The following is a 19,114-nucleotide window of genomic DNA, read 5'->3' as shown; positions in this document are numbered from 1 at the left end:
CACTGCGCACCGCAGCAACTCAGGGCTGTCGTAATAATACCACCCACACGCCAAATTCCCCTTGCATCGGCAGCCGCACCGGTTGACCTGTGTACTGCCCCTGTAAAACAGGACGCCCGTACACATCCCGCGGATCCATAAAACGATAGATCATTCCCGGGGTTGCAAAACTATCCAGGGGCACATCCACGGTGGCACTCTTCTTCCAGTTGAACACGATGACGTGCGCCCGCATGGGATCATACCGATTCCGGCGAAGAATGACCCGTGCCGCTTCGTCGGGTCGCGGTGCCCCAACTGGAATAATGAGATTGCCCTCTTGAACGACCTGGCGAAACCGATTGATTGCCAGATTACCGTTTACGAGGATGTTGTTGCGGACCTCGCAATCCTCGTTGAATGGAGCAGAATAGCCCAGCTGGAGATTGACATTGTAGAAAACATTGTCCAGGACTCGAATATCACGGCTGGGCCGACCGCCACCAATAAGGAAGGTCCCGCCATTGTAGGCGACATTCCCCTGCACGAGATAGTGATCGACGAACGCTCGCTCCGACCCGTAGGCATGCATCGTATATCCAAATCCACCAGTCATAATGCAATCGGAAATGATTTTGATACCATTTTCATTTTGGGTGTAAATCGCGTGGCCGTGGCCGCGGTCCGGTGCCTTCCATCCGTTGTCAAAGATGATGCAGCCGTGCAACTCGCTGTCGGTGGCTCCTCGCCAGAAACTGACCCCCTGGGCATTGTCATGGATGACAAGGTTGATATACTTGCAGCCTTTTCCCGCGTGAATGTTAAGTCCACCCCACGGCCTGCCATAGCTTTGAGGATGCGAACCCGGTTCGCTCAGTTCGCGGCTCATCGTGAAGTTTTCCGAAACCAGAATCTCTAGATCCCAAATCCACACATAATCGCTGGGGCTGACCACGCTTAATCCCCCGTCGATGGTCACGCGCTCTCCCGGAATCGCACGCACGTGAATTGGCTTGTCCCGCTCTCCCACCAGCCGAACGGTAAACCCCGGACTATTGAGCGAACGATCCGGGAAGCGGTAGCTGCCGCCCGATATCCAGATCGTGTCCCCCGGGTCAATCTTCTGTCGGCCACCCAGTGCCGACTCCAAATCCCACGGCGATTCGCGGGTCCCCGAATTCTGCGGGCGGCCATTGCTGGTCACGTACCACTCGTGCGCCCAAGCTCTCTCCGCACCCATCCCGCCGATCACGGCAATTGCCACGACGGCGCAAAGCCACACCGTACGTTTATTTGCCGGTCGCATGGCTGCCGCACCTCCTGAGCATTTTCTCATTTGTTCCCCGATCGTGGTTTTACTATCATGGCGTGCTGCCTGTTGATTCCATGGAATCTGATCGGATCGCGACACAGTGGCGCCGGGTCACGATGTAAAGCACGCCGTCCCCCGCAATCGGAGTAGTATAGACGGAACTTACCATAGGATTTTCGGCTAGGAGTTTCATTTGGCGGGCCAGCTCAAACACGGCCACATCGCCCTCCTCGTCCCCCAGATAAATCTTTCCGTCGGCGATCAACGGCGATCCCCACACGGAGGCCATCATGTCGTAAGTCCACAGCAATTGTCCCGTTTTCGCATCCAAGCAGTGGACGATCCCGGAGCCATCGCCCACGACAAGAATTCCCCTTGCCACCGCGGGCATTCCCAGCGTGCGATGCAATGTTTCTTCAAACTCTAGCTTTCCATTCCCGTTGAGGTCCTGGCCGTGATAATGCCAGATGACACCCGAGTTGGGGTTAGGGACGACGCGCTCCCCATGACTCTCATTGACGGCAAACGTTCGCCGCGGCGGCACCGGATTTCCGGCCGAATCGACGACCAGCTCCGCACTGATATCTCCACGTTTTGTAGGATCGATACACCAGAGATCGCCCGGGCCTTCACCCCATTGGGGATCCCGACCCGTGACAATGTACACTTTGCCATCAGCGATCACGGGGGCAGCCACTAGGTAATTCCGGTCTCCCTGTCCCCCTTCTTCAAAACGCGTTTTCTTGGGATTGGCGTCGAATTTCCACAGGAGTTTCGGCTTCCCCTCCGTTGTGCGTTCTGCCAAAAACGAATAGACCCAACCGTCCCCTCCTCCAAAGATCACCTGTGGGACACCTCCCAGAATTCCACAGGCCGGGCTGGACCATTGCCCTTCCAGAATGCGATCACCGGGCGAACTATCGGCCCAGACTATTTGTCCAGTTTTTTTGTCTAATGCGAGAAAACTGGGAGCATCCGGCCGGATAATCTTGCCTTTTTCATTCGCGCCATGAGAGGTGACAACAAAAAGCAAATCACCCCACGCCGTGGGCGAGGAGGACGTCATATACCGGGGATGAACCCCCAGTCTTTCGATCATGTTGAGTTCCCACACCACGTCAGCCTCACGGAGATCTGTCGATTCCTCCTGTGTAAACGGCCCATCATTCTCGCCGTCATAAAACCCCTCGGTATCGAGGCAAACGACACATCCCCGGTTGGTAACCACCCAAAGCCGGTCTCCTTCGACGAGCGGCGTGGAACAGAGGCCTTGTTCCGGCCAGTTCATCGCAGAATCAGGCAGCACAGGCGCTGAATACTGCCAAAGAAAAGCCCCAGTCTCTCTGCTCAGGCATAGGAGACATCCCAAATCCACTTTCGGCGGATACCGCGGTACGTACCCCTGACCATTGTTCGTCCCGCAAAATATCTTTTTCCCTGCAACCACGGGGCTGCCGTACGATTCGCTTCCCAGCGATGTGACCCAGCGAATATTTCGGGCGGTTGGCCCGCCAATCCACTGTCCGGTGGCACGATCAACCTCACCCAGCGACCAGGTCATCGGTAAACCCGTGGCTGGCGAGACATTATTCCGGGTCGATGAGCCGCCGAGCTGCGGCCAGTCCCCTGCCGAGGTGCTTCGGTCAGCATTCAACCCACACAGAGCGAAAACAACCACGCTAACCAGCAACACAGGCCCCTCAGCATCCCCAACAGGCCGTGGCCGAACGTCTGTCATCGTGTCCCTCCGTCCCCTTCTGCTGGAAAGCGCTGCCGCGGTTGTCTTTTCTCTACGGGATAGACAGGAGAGTGCTAACCCGCCCGATCGCTGGTCAACTTTTCCCCATTCCTGTCGCCGTTTGGGTAGCTGCTGATCATGTTGCACGGGTTCACAGCCGGACGGTTACAAAGACTCTTCCGAGGGATGGTCTTTTGGATCGTCCAGCAGGACTTCGTCGTTGGGATCAAATTTGGGCACCACGATGTTGAGGATCACCATCCGCCCGACGGCGCGGTGAACCACACCGGGTGGGATAACAACACAGACCCCCGGGCGAGCGGGTATGACGTCGCCATCCAATTCCAGAAACGCATTTGGCTCCGCTTCCAGGACGTAGTAAGTTTCCGTCAACTTGCGGTGGAAGTGAGGCCGGGCGGCTGTGTGGATTTCTGTCCTGTGAATCGTGCCGGGAAACTCTGGGACGTCAGCGAACGCCCGGTAAGCCGTGCCGCAGGGACAGGCCACGCCGGGTAATTGGTTGAAGTCGGCCAGTCGATAGCGTCTGTCACTCATGAGCGCTATTGTGGGAGGGGCGTGAGGGCAATTCAAGATAGGCTTCATTGACCTGTGGGGGTGGCATGAGCGGAGCTACCGATCGCCACCCGCGGAAAACATAGAGAAAGTTTAACGGCTGATTGTGATCAGATCCTGCCGTTAAATATTGCCCCGTCTTTCTATTCTTCGCAATAGAAAAAAGCCACCTCTTCAGAATAGTAACCCATTTTCAGAAATAAACTTGCGCACGCTCAAGGGTGCTCAACTCGAATGCCGATTACGAAAACTGAACCTCGCCAACGCGAGGCTCTGAAGCAGCCAGAAGGAGGCGTGTCAGGCAACCGACGGGGAACAATCGAACCACGGAATGGTTCGACGGACCTGACGCGAATCAGTTGGGTTTTGAGGGACGCGTGCGATCCTTCCCGCGCTGCGACCCTAATCCACCCAGTCGGTTCTAACCCATGGGAGAACCCACTGACCGAGATTGAGCGCGTCGCGCAGCGGCCGTGTGCGGTGCTCGGGTTGGGGCCGACAGGTTGGAAGGCCACGCTCTCTCAGGTCGTTTAGAGGAGTGCACGTTCGATGAGAAAGACACTGCTACTGGGAGCGCTTGTGATCAGCGCGATGCTGTGCGGCCGAAGCTGGGGAGCCGACATGTTCGGCCGCATGGTCAGCCTCGACGAGGGCTGTCAGGCTTGCGCCCAGCCAGCCCCGGCATGTGAGCCCTGCGAACGGGCAAAACGTTGTGATCTGTTTGCCGGCCTGCGGGATCTGTTCGCGTCCCACCGGCACGTGACGGCCTGCGAGGCCTGCGAACCGGCCAAGTGCGCTGTGCCCGAACCGGCCTGTGCCCCGGAATGCGTCACTTGCCGCCCGCAGCCTGTGCGACACCTTGTTCGCAAAGTGCTTGGTCCCGCCTGCCCGACCTGCGGCCAGCCTGGTTGCAACGCCTGCGAACAGGCAAAGGCTTGTGAACCCGCTTGTGAGAAGGCATGCGAGCCTGCCTGCGAACCGGCCTGCAAAGAACCGGTTTGTGGCCCGCTGTGCCGTCTCCATCACCGCCTCCACTGCCGCGAGTGCGAGGCCGCATGTGAGAAGCCGGCTTGTGAAAAGGCCTGCGAACCCGCTTGCGAGCCCGCCTGCAAGCCGCGATGCGAACGGCCAGTCCTCAACTTCCTCCGCAACCTCCTTGGTTGCGAAAAGCGAGCGTGTGTCGTGAGCGAGTGCGGCTGCGGCGTCGAAGCTGCCCCGGCTGAGCAGCCAGCCCCCAAGAAAGCCGAGAAGCCTACTGCCCCGGCTCCGCTTCCTCAGGCTCCCAATGCCTGAAATCAATGAGGCCGGTCCTGTTCCCAGGGACCGCTTGCGAGTGAGTCACCCGTCGCCCGAAGGCCATGAGCTTTCGGGCGATTCTTTTTTGTCGAGAAAACCGAGCACTCTTCAGCACACCGGTTTTGACCCGGACATCGAGCGGGTGTCCCACGGTAGAAAATCACATCACAGGCAGGTACGATGAACGCAAAGTCGGGGATGCATCATCCGCAACCGTCTACCTTTCAGCGAGAACAAGGAGTATGCCAGCGCTTCCCTGGGAGCAAAGCAGTTTCATGAAGGCAGCCCGCCGCGAGCCGGTGGAGCGCGTCCCCATCTGGTTGATGAGGCAAGCCGGGCGGTATTTGCCAGAGTATCGCCAGCTCCGTGAAAAGGTCTCCTTCCTTGAGTTGTGTCGATCTCCAGAGTTGGCCGCCGAGATTACGGTGAGCACGGTGGCCCGACTGGGCGTTGATGCGGCAATTCTCTTCGCTGATCTTTTGCCCATTCTGGAACCGATGGGATTCGATCTTCGGTTTGGTCCCGACGAAGGACCAGTCATCCGCAATCCATTGCGAGATCCTCGCGATGTAGAACGCGTTCGTGAGTTTCAAGACGCCGATCTGAATGCCTTGGACTTTGTCTTCCAGGCAGTACGGCTGGCTAGAGCCAACCTTCCAGCGGAGATTCCCTTGATCGGCTTTGCAGGTGCCCCGTTCACACTCGCCGCTTACGCCATCGAGGGCCGCACGTCTCGCTCCTTCGAACGCACGAAACGTTTTCTGTTTGCCTACCCTCAGGCCTGGCAGGAACTCATGGATCGCCTGGTGCCGTCCGTGGGATGGTATTTGAAGGGCCAGGTCGACGCTGGAGTGCAAGCGATCCAACTCTTCGATAGCTGGGCAGGATGTCTGTCTCCCGAACATTATCGGCAGTTTGTTCTGCCCTACACTCAGGCCGTGCTTGGTTACTTGCCCCAGCACGTTCCCGTCATCTATTTCCTGACGGGAAACCCGGCCCTGATTCCGCTTCAGGCTGAAGTTGGCGGACAGGTTATCGGCGTGGACTGGCGGGTGGATATTGCCGACGCCTGGGCAGCCGTTGGCGAAGACCACGCAATCCAAGGAAATCTCGACCCCGCTGTCCTTTGCGCGTCGCGGGAATTCGTCCTCGAAGAAGCCCGCCGCATATTGGAGAAAACCCGCGGGCGTCCGGGGCACATCTTCAATCTCGGGCACGGAGTCCTCCCATCGACGCCCGTTGAGAATGTACTCGCCCTTGTCGATTTTGTGCACGCGTGGGACCCTCAACAACTGCCTCAGTCTTAGCAAACCGAGTCACCGAGAGTCCTTCAGGCAGGCAAAGGCGTGGACTGCACATATCCCGGCAACTTGCGGTCTGAAGGGCCTTTCAGCACAATAGGGCTACCCGCGTTATTCCAGTGGTGCAACTTGCACCTTTCTCCCGTATTTGAATCACGTGCAATCCGTGTGAGTTGGGGAGGCCCCTTCATGAAGCGTCTGAGCGGACTTCGTATGGCTTTCTGTTTACTCCTGACCCTATCACCTGCGTTATGGGTCGGCGATCGGGCTTCAGGACAAGAAGTTCGGCCAGTGCTTGACGAATCGCCCGCCCAGCCAGGGGAATGGGGCTACCGTCCAGAGCATCAGTCGATCTCCGCCACGGACCCACCGGCGTTTAGCTGGCGTCCTCAAGCCAATGTCCAGGATTGGGAAATCCAGGTTGCGCGAGACTCATATTTTCGCGAAATGGCTTACGAGGTAAGCGGAATCATCTGGAATGTTCATTGCCCACCGAAGACGTTCGGGGCAGGCCAGTATTTCTGGCGGTATCGTGGACGCACCGAGACCGGCGTAACAAACTGGAGCCGCGTGAGGCAATTCACTATTCCTCAAAACGCCGTTGTTATGCCGATGCCACCCCGGGATGACTTACTGGCGAGAATTCCGGCCAATCATCCCCGCCTATTTATTCGACCGGGGGACCTTCCCCGATTGCGGGCAGCTGCGGAAGGCGAGCTGAAAGACCTTTGGGAGCGGCTGGTCGCGCGGTGCGAAGGTGCCCTCCGCAATCCCCCGCCTACTGAGGAACCACCGAAGTATCCCTCCACCGTGGAAAGAAAGAGCGACGAATGGGCAAAAATCTGGTGGGGAAACCGCGAATACACCATTCGCGCCCTCGGAACATCGGCACTTTTGGGATTCGTTTATCGCGTAGGCGGTCATAGGCCTTACGGAGAACTCGCCAAAAGAATTCTTCTGGACTGCGCGAAATGGGACCCCGTCGGCTCGACGGGTTTTCGCTACAACGACGAGGCGGGAATGCCCTACGCCTACTATTTCTCACGCACCTACACGTTTGTGTATGACCTACTCTCCGAAGAAGAGCGCCAAAAATGCCGCGAGGTCATGCGGATTCGGGGAGCGGAAATGTACCGTACGCTCTGCCCACAGCATTTCTGGCGACCGTATAACAGCCATGCCAATCGAGCCTGGCATTTTCTGGGCGAGGTGGGAATCACTTTTCACGGCGAAATTCCTGAAGCAGATGACTGGACGTGGTTCGCCCTCAATGTGTTTTTCAACACTTATCCGGTCTGGTGCGATGACGACAGTGGATGGCATGAGGGTTCCAGCTACTGGGCGAGTTACATGGAACGCTTCACGTGGTGGGCAGACATCATGCGAGCGATGTTCGGAATCAACGCCTTCCAGAAGCCGTACTTTTCTAAAGCGGGCTACTATGCGATGTATCTAATGCCTCCCCACGCCGTGACGGGCGGTTTCGGCGATTTGGCCTGCACTCGGGAAGCGCGAAGTAACGTACCTCTCATGTCCATTTTTGCGGTTCAGGCCCGCAATCCCCACTGGATGTGGTATGTGGAAAGCATGGGCGGACCGCCGCAACCTAGGGAGTTCTGGGAGTTCGTCCGGGGAACACTTCCCAAAGTTCCATCCCAGCCGCCGGATGACCTGCCCACTTCGCGAGTATTTCGCGGGACGGGCCAAGCCGCCCTGAACACCACCCTCCTTGATGCCCGCGACAATGTTCAGATTCTCTTCAAATCGAGTCCCTTCGGCACGCAGTCGCATGGGTACGACGCCAACAACTCCTTCCTCCTCACGGCGTACAATGCTCGCCTTTTTGTTTCCAGCGGACGTCGGGATCTGTATGGGAGTGCCCACCACGTTCGCTGGATGTGGAGCACGCGATCGGTCAATAGTATTACGGTGGATGGGATTGGCCAGGTTCCCCACTCGGCCGAGACACGTGGACAAATCACGGCGTTTTACACCTCTCCGGAAATTGACGTCGTGGAAGGCGAAGCAGGCTCCTGCTACCGTGATCCCGGCGATGCCCAGGGCCAGGGACAACCTCTCCTCAAAAGATTTACCCGGACGATCATGTTCCTCAAGCCGGAATGGATCGTCATTTACGATCGGCTAGTCGCCACGCGTCCGGTGAAATATCAATACTGGCTCCACAGCCCGGAGAAGATGCACGTTGACGGCAACCGCGTTGTTGCCCGAGTGGGTGATGTCGAATGTCCCGTCCAGTTCCTGAGCCCGGAAAAGCTCACTTTCACACAGACGAACGCATATGATCCCAATCCCCGGCCGAGAATTACCGTGAGGGAATGGCATCTGACGGCCGAAACTTCGGAAAAATCATCGCAGATTGAATTCCTTACTGTTTATCATCCGCACCGCATAGGCAACGAGCAGTCCCCCCAAGTCATGATGAAGCAACACGATGGGGGATACGTGCTCGTTCTCAACTGGCCCGGCGAAACGGCCACGCTGCTCCTACCCAGAGACGAGGCGCAGTCCCTGCAATTCGGCGAGTTGCATACAGAGGGGAAAATCCTCATATCCCGCCAGGGAAAGGACAGGCGGGGGACACGAACTGTGATCGTCGATGGAGTAGTGCCTGCCGCTCCGTAATGCTCAGAAAGGCCAAGGTTTTTGAAGCCCGACAACACCCTTGTGACCGGCATCCCAAGCCGGTTGTGCGGCACCGCGTTTTGGCTGACGCGGTACGCCTCCGACGGAATATGCTACATTAGCTTATCAGGAACCATTTCCTGGCCACCGGTCACCCCTCATACGCGGGGTTGTGGTCAATCACGCTGGTCGTGCCTGATTCAAACTGTCGGTAACTCAACCGGTGTGCAGCTCAGACGCATGGGAGACACAAAGTTATGACGTACGAAGAGGTCCTGCAAAGAATCAATGAGAAAAAGGCCAAAGTGGGCGTTATTGGCCTGGGTTATGTAGGATTGCCTTTGCTTCGCGCGTTCATTCGGGCGGGATTCTCCACAATTGGGTTCGATATCGATGAGACCAAAGTGCACAAGCTGAATAAGGGCCAAAGTTACATCGGGCATATTCCTTCACAGTGGATCCAGGAATGGATCAGCACTGGGCGATTCGAAGCGACCGCCGATATGTCCCGGCTCAACGAGCCCGACGCCATTCTCATTTGTGTTCCCACCCCACTCAATGAAAGCCGGGACCCGGATCTCCAGTACATTGAGGGAACCACCCAAGCGATCGCCAAAGTACTTCGGCGGGACCAGCTTGTGGTTCTGGAAAGCACCACGTACCCCGGCACCACACGGCAAGTGATGCTGCCGGTGCTCGAGGCAACAGGGCTGAAAGTTGGCCAAGACTTTTACCTCGCGTTCAGTCCCGAACGCGAGGATCCGGGGAATCCCAACTATTCCGCAGAGCGGATCCCCAAGGTGGTTGGGGGTATCGAACCCAAAAGCACCGAGCTGGCGGCCGCCCTCTACAGCCATGCGGTGGTGCAGGTCATCCCGGTCTCGTGCGCTGAAGTCGCAGAAGCCTGCAAAATTCTGGAAAACACCTATCGGGCGGTGAATATCGCCATGGTCAATGAATTGAAAGTGCTCTTCCAGCGACTGGGGATTGATATTTGGGAGGTGATTGAAGCAGCCAAAACAAAGCCGTTCGGGTTCCAGGCATTTTATCCCGGTCCTGGTCTGGGTGGACACTGCATCCCGATCGATCCCTTCTATCTCAGTTGGCTCGCCCGACGGCACGGCATGACCACCCGTTTTATAGAATTGGCCGGCGAGATCAATACTTCTATGCCCGAATATGTAATTCATCAGGTCATTAAGGCATTGAACGAACATGGGAAACCGCTGAAAGGAAGCAAGGTGTGTATCCTGGGCATGGCCTACAAAAAGGATGTCGATGATCCCCGAGAGAGCCCGTCCTTTGCATTGATGGAAATGCTGCTGGACGGCGGCGCGATCGTGACGTACAACGATCCGTTCATTCCCAAGCTTCCCAAGATGCGTCACTTCCGCGTTCCGGAAATGACCAGTTCCGAACTGACTCCAGAGTTTTTGGCCTCCCAAGATTGCGTGCTCATTGCCACGGACCACTCTTGCTATGACTACGACTTTATTGTTCGACATGCTCCTTTAATCGTCGATACGCGGAACGCCACGAAAAACGTCAAGTGCGGACGAGAAAAAATTCGGAAGGCGTGATCCCGAGAAGAAATTCTTTGAGAAAAGGTCCCTTCAGCCGCGCGGACAATCACCCAAAGGGGTTTTCAGTCATTGGAGACCGGAGTGATCTATGTTAAAGCAGGGCGATTCCGTTTATTCAAAAAGATGTGAATATTTTTCCGGAGAATAGAAGTTAAAAGCCACCTGGCGAAGATATTCAATCGGACCGGTGCGGCGCTGGACTTCGACAAGGACCTCGATCTGCTCTTGACTGGCAAAGCAACGGATAGCGTTTAGCTTCCGCTCGTGAAATTCACCGGGCACCACAAGCTGAATTTGCGGGGGTTCCGGAAAATCGCAATAAGTGGCGTACTCATAGACGACTGGAACCTTTTGAATCGGCGGTCCGAGTTCCGGCCAAATACTGCCCTGCGCATGAAAGAGACTGATCAGCATCTCCTCATAGACGATTTTATGATCGGGATGAAGATCAGTGGGCGTGGGAAGAAACACTCGTGTGGGCCGTACCTGCCGCAGGACGTAGGGGAAGGCATTCTGCAGGCCGCTGGCGCCTTCAATTTCCGTGGGATCACCGATCGTCGTGAAATGCCGCCCACGGTAGGCATTGAGATTACAGTCCGGAAACCCCAGAGCGCGAATTCTTTCCGGAGGGAGTCCCAATGTCCGATATGCCTCCTGGGCTTCGTCCGCACGAATACGGATAATCGTCCTCCGCTGCGGCAAGCGGCAGTATCCCATCCGACCATCCGTAGTGATCACCACGTGAACCTCGGCCCCTTCGGCAAGTCCTGTCTGCACGGTCAGTCCCGCACCGATAACGACGTCGTCATCGTGCGGCGAGACGAACATCCACCTCTCCTGCTGGTCCTGCCAATCGTCGAAAATCTCCCGCACATCGGAGGAAACGATTTTTCGATCACCGACTCGCCGCTTATAAACTATCCCCTGCGCCATGATAGGTGAGCATCCTTCGTTCTCTAAGCAGCAAACTATCGGCCAATGATCACCTAAATGATTGACCAACTATCTCAACACACCATCTAAACAAAGCAGCTTTGCAGCTTGTGGAAAACCAACGCGAATGGTCCGTAGTCGTTGATTTTGCGAACTGCCTCTGCCATAGCGTGCAAGCAGCGACGGAATGGAGTTCACCTTCGTACCTAACAATCAACTTCAACCAGGTTGAAACTCGTTCCCAATTTTACGGGCCCGCACCGGTTTATCGAGGTCGATTCCCATCGCGACTCCCACTTCAACAAGCAAATTCCAGCCCGCCAAAAGCTGGAGGACCGTTTCATAACCGGGCACGGTGGGAATTCGAATAGTGGGAAAAATCGTTGGTTCGGCCGAAATGGCGATGATCGTCAAGCCCACTTTTTCCGCGAGCACCTGTTGGAACTTTTCCATTTCAGCCGGGAAAGGCTCGATCACCACCATCACTTCATTGGCATCCATCACCTCTTCGATGCCGTGGACGGCGTAAGTCCCTTCCAGGAAATCGCTTTTTTTGCGTGTGATTTCGTTGGTTTTGAGCGTCAGCTCCTCAGCCACACCGTTATTCCGCCCGGCAAAATAAATGAGCGGTGCCGCCACCAGTTTTTGAATCAGTTCGGGATCAATGGGCATTTCCAGAACCTGGCGGGCGGCTTCTGCCGCTTCACTCCGCGAAACACGCAGCAGGTCGTCCCCCTCTGCCTGAGCAAGAATCGCCCGATAGAACAAAGCCTGTTCCACAACACTTTTTGTAGCCGCCACAGCATTTTCCGGTCCACACGTCAGGTGGTAACACTGCGTACTGACTTCCTCAAGTTTCACGCCCCTGTTGGCTGTTAGTCCGAGGCGACGCGGATGGTTTTCCTCAGCCAGCTTCATGAACAAGGAAATGACTTCCTTGGTTTTACCGCTGTTACTGGCTGCGAAAACCGTGAAGTCCCGAAGGCGGTATTCATGGGCCTGACGTGCCCCGTCGGTTGCGATGGTCCACACGCCGCCGCGTCGCAGGTTCTCATAGATCAGATTCTTCGCTGGGAAAATCCTGCTGGACCCCTCACCCGTCAGAAACAGCCGTTTCGTCTGTTCCACAATCCGGCAGGCTTCGTCGGCCACCGCAGGATCGAAACGGGCGAGAATCTCGGGTGTTTCCATCATCTCGCGAACCAGCGCGAAGCGGGCATAGCGTTCCTCTCGCAGATTCATCGCAAACTCCCTCTCCAACTATGTGTCGGTCTGCAAAGATAGTGTCCCTCCACCGTTCGCGTCATTCTACCAGATACAGCGGATAAGTGAGAGTGAACTGGACTGCGGGGCCGGACCCATATCTGAAACCCTCAATTCGGGTCTGCTTGCCGGGTTTTGTCAGCTCCCGGCATACGAGCATTCCCTCATCAGGGCCCCAGGAGGTTTAGACGGTGGGTCCTGATAACCGGCTACATCACACCAGAGGATCAACCCGTCAAAAACTTCGCGGCACGTTGAAAGGCTCGGAGGTTTCTGCAGGTTCCTCAATTGAAAAGGCCGACTCGACAATCGCTGCACGTTCACGTTCTGGTTCCCGCTGAACGGTTCTATCTCTGTCCGCACCGCCGGGAATGCCCTCTTCCACAAGTTCCTCTGCCACCCTGACCGGCATGACCCAGCTATAGAGCAGATAGACTACAGGGACCAAAAGCAGCGCAAGCACGGTGGTGAACATAAGGCCAAAACAAATCGTCACCGCCATAGGGATGAGAAATTGGGCCTGGACAGAACGTTCAAAAACCAGGGGGGCCAGCCCTCCAATAGTGGTTATCGAGGTCAGCATAATCGGTCGAAAACGCCGTCGTCCCGCATCGACAATGGCTTCTTTGACCGACATGCCGTTTTCCACCCGCATGTTGATGAAGTCCACCAGCACGATAGAGTCATTGACGACCACGCCCGTCAGGGCCACCATCCCAAAGATACTCATCAGTGTCAAAGGCATTCCCATGATTACATGTCCGACGATGGCCCCCACCAGTCCGAACGGAATGATGAGCATAATGATGATCGGCTGGAAGTAGGAACGGAATTCCAGCGTGAGCAGCGCGAACATGGCGACCAGAGCCACCAGCAATCCCCAAATCATGGCCTGGATGGATTCGTTCGTCTGCTCCTGGGTTCCCTCCCAGCGGACCTGAATTTCTGAATAACGGGGGTCCGCAAGCAACTGCGGGATGACCTTTGACTTCAGCTCCTCCACGATCTTCTGCGAGTTGACCACGGCCTCGTCCACGTCGGCCGTGATGGCGATGGCCCGAAGCTGGTCGAGCCGGTTGATTTGCGAATATCCCCGTTCGATTGTAATTTGAGCCAGTTCTGTGATGGGGCGTTCCACATTCCCCGTGCGGATGCGAATATCCTCAAAATGGGCGAGGGAACGGCGCTCCTCCTCCGGATACCTGACCATTACTTTGACCTCGTGACGGCCGCGCTGGAGCCGCATGGCCTCCTCCCCGTAATAGGCGGCGCGGACTGTACCTGCCAGATCGGCCAGGGTCACCCCTAATGCCTTGGCCTTATCGTTGGTCTTAATCTGGAACTCCCACTTGCCCACCCGCGCATCGTCCTGGATATCAAACACACCGGGAACTTGAGCGAGGTAGGCCTTGCATTTCTCCACTACTTCTTCCAGTTCCTGCATTTTGTGCACGGGTGCAACAAGTCGGAACTCAATGGGCGTACCCCCGGGTCCCCGCGATTGGCTTTGGAACGTAACACTTTCCGCCCCGGGGAAATTCCGCCCCAGTTTCATCGCTCTCTCTCTCCATAGCTTTATGATCACTTCACTTGTAATAGGTCTCTCTTCAGCGCTGACGAGCTCCACTTCTAACTTCCCGGAATGGCTACCTGTGGGAAGTTCGTTCCCTATCTGAAGAGCTCCCGCCGAAGTTTCCCCAACCACGCGATAAATCGTCTTGACAAGCGGAATGCCCTTTTCACGCCACTCCCGGTCGATCTCCCGGATTGCCTCTTCCATCGCGGCCGTGGCCTGCTTTGTCACCTCCTCAGGCGTACCCGCGGGATAGTAAACCTGCGCTTCCAAGAATTCCGAATCCAACTTGGGAAAAGGAATGAAGGGAACCAACCCCGAGGCCACAAGTCCCAAAGCCGTAATCAGCCCTGCCAGGCCAACACTGAAACTGACCGGAGCGAAGTGAAGAGCCACTTTGAGGACCGGCGTGTAAACCCGGTCGATAAACTTCTGCAATACCGAATCCGCATAAAAGTTAACAGCGTTAGTGAATCTTTCAATCGCCGGCAGATACAACCCGAGAATGGGAAGTCCGACGGCCAGCACCACGGCGGTCCAGACAATCCAGGCGGTCTCGCTGGGCACGGTGCCACTGGCGAGAAACATTAAAACGGCCGCCATCACAACCACACTGGCGATCCGCCAAAGGAGCACCAGCCACTGACGCCGCCGCCCCCGTATCGCCGGGACATCGCCTTCACCCTTCCCTAATTCCTGGGAGTCCTCCAACTCCATCAGGCGGCGCTCACGTTCCCGACGATGACGCGGATCATGGGCGAGGTGGCAGGGCAAGATGAAAATCGCTTCCGCGAGGGAGACCAGGAGCATCGTGATCACACCAAAAGGCAACAGCCAAATGAACTTACCCATAATACCTGGGACAAAAAACAAAGGCGCAAAGGCGATCACGGTGGTCAAAACCGATGTGGTGACGGAAGGAATCACCTCGGCCGTGCCGTCAATTGCTGCTTGGATGTAGCTCTTGCCCATCTGTCGGTGCACGTAAACGTTTTCACCAATGACGATGCCGTCATCGACGAGCATGCCCAGAGCCATCAGAAAGGCAAACATGGACATCATGTTGAGCGTCTGGTCGCTCCATTGCATGATGATCGCGGTGCCCAGCATCGCAATAGGGATGCCCAGGGCGACCCAAAAAGCCAGATGAATCTCCAGGAAGATGGCGAGGAGTACGAAGACGATGATGAGTCCCTGCAGCCCGTTGCGGGCCAGCAAATTGAGGCGATCCCGCACATAGGTCGAAAAATCGCCCCAGGTCACCAATTCATATCCCGGCGGTAACTTCTTTCTCGCCACATATTCATGGACATCGTGCGTCGTCTTGATGATGTCCTCGTCAGACGTACTGCTGACCACGATGGCCATCCCCGGATGCCCGTTGATCCGACTGAAGGCAGTTGTGTCCGCGAAGGCGTCGCGAACAGTGGCCACATCGCCCAGCCGAAGGATGGTCCCATCTGCCGACGTGATGAGCGGGATGTCGGCGATCTCCTTGCCTGTCAACCCCTTGTTTTTTCCGCGCAGAAGAACTTCCTGAGCGTGAGATCGAAGAGTCCCGCCGGGAACCTCAATGTTCTCACGGCGGATAATCTGGGCTACCTGCTGGAGGGTTAGTCCGTATTTGCGAAGGATATGTTCTGGGATTTCCACAGAAATTTCATAGGCGCGAACCCCCATCAGGTCTGCCTGATTGACGTGGGGAAGTGCGACCAGTTCGTCGCGAACTTTTTCCGCCACTTCCCGGAGGGCCCGCTCGGCACGCGGGTCATCAGAGTCCGGCCCTATCACTCCTACCGTGATAGCTGCCCGGCGCAACGTGATAAGACGCACCTCGGGTTTTTCGGCCAGCTCTGGAAGGCTGGGAATACGGTCCACCTCCGAGCGGACTTCGTCGAGGACGCGCTGGGGATCGGCGACATTACTTTGCAGCTCCAGGATCACTGATCCGGCGCCCTCACGTGCCACTCCGTACACTTTCTTGATCCCCGCGACAGAGTGCACCGCTTCCTCGATTTTCTGACAGATCCCCTCCTCCACTTCAGTGGGGCTGGCCCCCGGATAAGGCACTGTGATGAGGATCATGTCGAGGTTGAACTCGGGAAACACTTCCCGGCGCATCCGCGATAAACTCAGCAACCCCACGACCACGATGCCAATAAGCAGCGTGTTCATCGCGGGGGTATTTCGAATCGACCAGCGAAGAACGGATTTCATAGGACTGACTGCACCTCGACAGGAAGCCCTTCCTCGGAGAAGGCTAAGGGATTATTCTCCACGAAGGGGGTGGGAGACACAGCGACGCTATCACCTTCCCGAAGCAATTCGGGAGGGGCAATGACCAGAGCCCCTTCCGGTACCACCTGAGCGAATTCCACCGGGACCATCCGGAGCTTTCCATCCCGAACCCGTCCCACCACATTCCCTGGCTGAATCGCCCGCTCGGGAACACGAAGCACGGCCATCTTCGGATTGACATGAATCCGCACGGAAACGTACATCCCACGAACCAGTGCGGGAGGCTGCCGCATGGGCGATGTTGCCTGAGCACCAGCACTGTTGGCCGCTTTCGATTTGACCGCTGTGGGATTGGGCACCAGAATCCGGCACGGGACCATACGTGTGCGATCGTCCACGCCCAAACCTTCATAGCCATCCAGCGTGCCATCCCAATAAAAAACCCGTCCGTCCAGTTCGTACTCCACCGTCACGGGAAGCTTGGGAACTTTGTAGGCTTCTCCCGTGGCCAACTTTGCATCCACCGAAGATCCCTCCAACATGGCCCACAGCCACGCTACTTGACGCATGGTCAACTGGCAATTGACCTGTGCACGGGATGTGTCTTCGAACACCAGGACGGTCGTCCCTTTTCGCACATATGTATTTTCTTCCACCAAGTCGTTCACCACCACGCCATCGGAAGGTGCGCGAATCTCTGTGCGGGCCAGGTCAACTTCGGCCTTCTGGAGCTGGACGGCGGCTTGATCCCGCACGGCTTCCAGTCGATCTTTCGATGCCTGCTTTGTGCGGAGCTGGTTTTCCAAATTGACCACCTCCTGCTCCGCCAAAAGGAGGGACTTTTTCGCGTTATCAAATTCTGCCTGCGGGATTGCGTTATTGCCGAACAGGCGCTCCGCACGCTGATAGTCGCGCTTGGCTATCTCCAGTTGTTGCTGAGCAATTTCGAGGAGCTTTTGCGTGTTTTGAATATCAACCGCCCATTCTGCCAACGCGGCTTCTGCCTGCCGCAACTGTTCGCGTAAGCGATTGACCTCAATTTCGTAGTCCGTCTTGTCAATGCGCAGAAGGAGAGTCCCCTTGGTAACAAATGTTCCCGCTTCGCACTGGGGTGTTTTCTCTATGACACGTCCATCCACCTCGACCGCCAATTGGATTTCTCGATAGGGAACGACAAGCCCATCCGTGGCCAATTCCAGCCCGCCAGAATGCTTCACCACCTGCGCCGTCTGCACCACTGGCAGAGGTTGCTCGGGCACCTCTCGGGGAACGGGTTTACTGAGCGCCTTCAAAACAAAAAAACCCACCACACCAAGCGCCACAACGACGGGCGGTACCACGATGTTGATAATCGTTTCCAGCAACGTTAACGAATGCGACGCTCGCGCTGGCCCTAACATGATGAACCAGTCCCTTTGACACAGACGGTATTAACGCGGAATTTTAACCGCTAAATCATACGTGTACCCCAATTTCAAACTTTTTCGCCGCAGCACCCCTTTGTTGCGCCATACACATTCGCATCGGACGTTGTGAAGGACAAAGATCCATGGAAACCTCTCTCGGCCCCGTCAACTCCCGGCCTTCGCCAGGGAATCGGCCTCCTCCGTCCACTGGGTAACATAAGGCGAGGCTAACCCCAGGGCCGACAACGTGAATTCAATGATGTGCCGAGCAACATCTTCAGCCGTGAATTTGTCCCTCAACTCCGGAGGCACGAGAAAGTCCAGCGTATCGTGTGCCATCCGGTAATGCACACACTGCGCGACGATGCTCAGCCCTGTTTGAATTTTGCGCTCGAGCGGCATTTCTTCAGGGAGTAGTACCTCCAGTATTCCCAAAAGAATTGCAAAGTTACGCTGGATGTGCTGGCGGAAAAACTCGCAGCAGGCCTCATGTGGCTCAAGCATTTCCCGCATCATGAGTTTAACTTTCCACTCGGGGACCACCTCGGCGATCATGTGGCGAGTCATCAGACGGATGTAATCAGCAAGCAATTGCACGGCCTGCGCTCGGTCCCCGGATTTCTTAACTTCCGCCAGACGGAGTTCAAGATCAGCCTCTTCCGGACGAAATAGTGGTGCTGCCGCCTTCACAGCCTCCACGTAGAGATGCTCTTTGGACTTGAAATGGTAGTTTATGGCCGCGATATTGACGCCCGCGCGTTCACAAATCTGCCGCGCCGTGGCTCCCTCGTAGCCAAGTTCGGCGAACAACTCACCGGCTGCCGTCAGGAGTCGGCTTTTTGTGTCTTCCGGGAACTGCGACATCCTCGACAAATCACTCCTTTCTCTCACCGGTCCCTGTCAGCCAACCCAGACGAGGCAATACCCGTAATCTGGCCATATTTGATTCCCCGATCCTCGTCAAACGATTGTATTAAACAATTGTTTCAAAGGCAAGTTGCAGGGAACCGCAGTTTTCTTCTAGCGGGAAAAGAAAAAGAGTGCGGAGCTCGGCAAGCGCCTGCGTGAATGTCATCGGGCGCGACAAGCGTGGTGCTCCGTGTGTGAAAGGGACGGCCCGGTTGCGAGCCGTCACACAAGCAAGTAGCATTTCCGGGGACAGCGATTCAATGCGGGCGGGAATGGATTGTGGTGGTCCCTCTGGGACCACGCTTTTACCGCAGCCATTTGTGCGTCCATTCTCAAGTGCCTTACGCTTTCAGAGGGACGATTTTTC

Annotated in this window: 12 protein-coding genes; 4 read left to right on the top strand and 8 right to left on the bottom strand. The window is 56.3% G+C overall.

What is annotated here, in order from left to right; translation table 11 throughout:
* Positions 1-19 precede the first annotated feature (19 nt).
* The 3 genes from ABJK56_RS13055 to ABJK56_RS13045 all read right to left on the bottom strand — a co-directional run bounded on the left by ABJK56_RS13055 (position 20) and on the right by ABJK56_RS13045 (position 3,584).
* Entirely contained in the window at positions 20-1,285 is a 1,266-nt protein-coding gene (locus ABJK56_RS13055) for a right-handed parallel beta-helix repeat-containing protein (protein WP_347245106.1), read from the bottom strand.
* 55 nt (positions 1,286-1,340) lie between these two features.
* Positions 1,341-3,029, bottom strand: a complete 1,689-nt coding sequence (locus ABJK56_RS13050; RefSeq protein WP_347245105.1) for a PQQ-binding-like beta-propeller repeat protein — start codon at positions 3,027-3,029, stop codon at positions 1,341-1,343.
* A 165-nt stretch (positions 3,030-3,194) separates the two neighbouring features.
* Positions 3,195-3,584, bottom strand: a complete 390-nt coding sequence (locus ABJK56_RS13045) for a cupin domain-containing protein (protein ID WP_347245104.1) — start codon at positions 3,582-3,584, stop codon at positions 3,195-3,197.
* Positions 3,585-4,151: 567 nt separating this feature from the next.
* On the opposite strand from ABJK56_RS13045, the gene ABJK56_RS13040 reads away from it, so the two are divergent.
* From ABJK56_RS13040 to ABJK56_RS13025, 4 genes are all read left to right on the top strand, one after another.
* Positions 4,152-4,895, top strand: a complete 744-nt coding sequence (locus ABJK56_RS13040) for a hypothetical protein (protein ID WP_347245103.1) — start codon at positions 4,152-4,154, stop codon at positions 4,893-4,895.
* A gap of 245 nt (positions 4,896-5,140) precedes the next feature.
* Positions 5,141-6,205, top strand: a complete 1,065-nt coding sequence (hemE, locus tag ABJK56_RS13035; protein WP_347245102.1) for a uroporphyrinogen decarboxylase — start codon at positions 5,141-5,143, stop codon at positions 6,203-6,205.
* 183 nt (positions 6,206-6,388) lie between these two features.
* Complete coding sequence (locus ABJK56_RS13030) at positions 6,389-8,842, top strand: DUF4962 domain-containing protein (protein WP_347245101.1); 2,454 nt, start codon at positions 6,389-6,391, stop codon at positions 8,840-8,842.
* A gap of 257 nt (positions 8,843-9,099) precedes the next feature.
* Positions 9,100-10,422 carry a nucleotide sugar dehydrogenase gene (locus ABJK56_RS13025; RefSeq protein WP_347245100.1) on the top strand — a complete coding sequence of 441 codons (1,323 nt, stop codon included), beginning with the start codon at positions 9,100-9,102 and terminating at the stop codon, positions 10,420-10,422.
* A 114-nt stretch (positions 10,423-10,536) separates the two neighbouring features.
* Here the strand turns inward: ABJK56_RS13025 and ABJK56_RS13020 are convergent, their stop codons facing one another.
* The 5 genes from ABJK56_RS13020 to ABJK56_RS13000 all read right to left on the bottom strand — a co-directional run bounded on the left by ABJK56_RS13020 (position 10,537) and on the right by ABJK56_RS13000 (position 18,702).
* A complete protein-coding gene (locus ABJK56_RS13020; protein ID WP_347245099.1) occupies positions 10,537-11,358 on the bottom strand; it encodes a PIG-L deacetylase family protein in 822 nt (273 codons plus the stop codon).
* 219 nt (positions 11,359-11,577) lie between these two features.
* Positions 11,578-12,600 carry a sugar isomerase gene (locus ABJK56_RS13015; RefSeq protein WP_347245098.1) on the bottom strand — a complete coding sequence of 341 codons (1,023 nt, stop codon included), beginning with the start codon at positions 12,598-12,600 and terminating at the stop codon, positions 11,578-11,580.
* Between the two features lie 256 nt (positions 12,601-12,856).
* Positions 12,857-16,411 carry an efflux RND transporter permease subunit gene (locus ABJK56_RS13010; RefSeq protein WP_347245097.1) on the bottom strand — a complete coding sequence of 1,185 codons (3,555 nt, stop codon included), beginning with the start codon at positions 16,409-16,411 and terminating at the stop codon, positions 12,857-12,859.
* Positions 16,408-17,832 carry an HlyD family efflux transporter periplasmic adaptor subunit gene (locus ABJK56_RS13005; RefSeq protein WP_347245096.1) on the bottom strand — a complete coding sequence of 475 codons (1,425 nt, stop codon included), beginning with the start codon at positions 17,830-17,832 and terminating at the stop codon, positions 16,408-16,410. The genes ABJK56_RS13010 and ABJK56_RS13005 overlap by 4 nt, the downstream gene beginning before the upstream one ends.
* 171 nt (positions 17,833-18,003) lie before the next feature.
* Positions 18,004-18,702: a CerR family C-terminal domain-containing protein gene (locus ABJK56_RS13000; protein WP_347245095.1), complete on the bottom strand. Its 699-nt coding sequence runs from the start codon at positions 18,700-18,702 to the stop codon at positions 18,004-18,006.
* Between the last annotated feature and the right edge of the window lie 412 nt (positions 18,703-19,114).

This window comes from Thermogutta sp., from assembly GCF_039793925.1.
Classification (GTDB): Bacteria; Planctomycetota; Planctomycetia; order Pirellulales; family Thermoguttaceae; genus Thermogutta.
This window is presented reverse-complemented; position numbering and strand designations above follow the sequence as displayed.

Excerpts from the sequence above, each read along its gene's own strand:
- ABJK56_RS13050 (WP_347245105.1), bottom strand. The coding sequence starts at position 3,029 with ATGACAGACGTTCGGCCACGGCCTGTTGGGGATGCTGAGGGGCCTGTG.
- ABJK56_RS13040 (WP_347245103.1), top strand. The coding sequence starts at position 4,152 with ATGAGAAAGACACTGCTACTGGGAGCGCTTGTGATCAGCGCGATGCTG.
- ABJK56_RS13005 (WP_347245096.1), bottom strand. The coding sequence starts at position 17,832 with ATGTTAGGGCCAGCGCGAGCGTCGCATTCGTTAACGTTGCTGGAAACG.
- ABJK56_RS13015 (WP_347245098.1), bottom strand. The coding sequence starts at position 12,600 with ATGAATCTGCGAGAGGAACGCTATGCCCGCTTCGCGCTGGTTCGCGAG.
- ABJK56_RS13055 (WP_347245106.1), bottom strand. The coding sequence starts at position 1,285 with ATGCGACCGGCAAATAAACGTACGGTGTGGCTTTGCGCCGTCGTGGCA.
- ABJK56_RS13025 (WP_347245100.1), top strand. The coding sequence starts at position 9,100 with ATGACGTACGAAGAGGTCCTGCAAAGAATCAATGAGAAAAAGGCCAAA.
- ABJK56_RS13000 (WP_347245095.1), bottom strand. The coding sequence starts at position 18,702 with ATGTCGCAGTTCCCGGAAGACACAAAAAGCCGACTCCTGACGGCAGCC.
- ABJK56_RS13045 (WP_347245104.1), bottom strand. The coding sequence starts at position 3,584 with ATGAGTGACAGACGCTATCGACTGGCCGACTTCAACCAATTACCCGGC.
- hemE (WP_347245102.1), top strand. The coding sequence starts at position 5,141 with ATGCCAGCGCTTCCCTGGGAGCAAAGCAGTTTCATGAAGGCAGCCCGC.
- ABJK56_RS13030 (WP_347245101.1), top strand. The coding sequence starts at position 6,389 with ATGAAGCGTCTGAGCGGACTTCGTATGGCTTTCTGTTTACTCCTGACC.
- ABJK56_RS13010 (WP_347245097.1), bottom strand. The coding sequence starts at position 16,411 with ATGAAATCCGTTCTTCGCTGGTCGATTCGAAATACCCCCGCGATGAAC.
- ABJK56_RS13020 (WP_347245099.1), bottom strand. The coding sequence starts at position 11,358 with ATGGCGCAGGGGATAGTTTATAAGCGGCGAGTCGGTGATCGAAAAATC.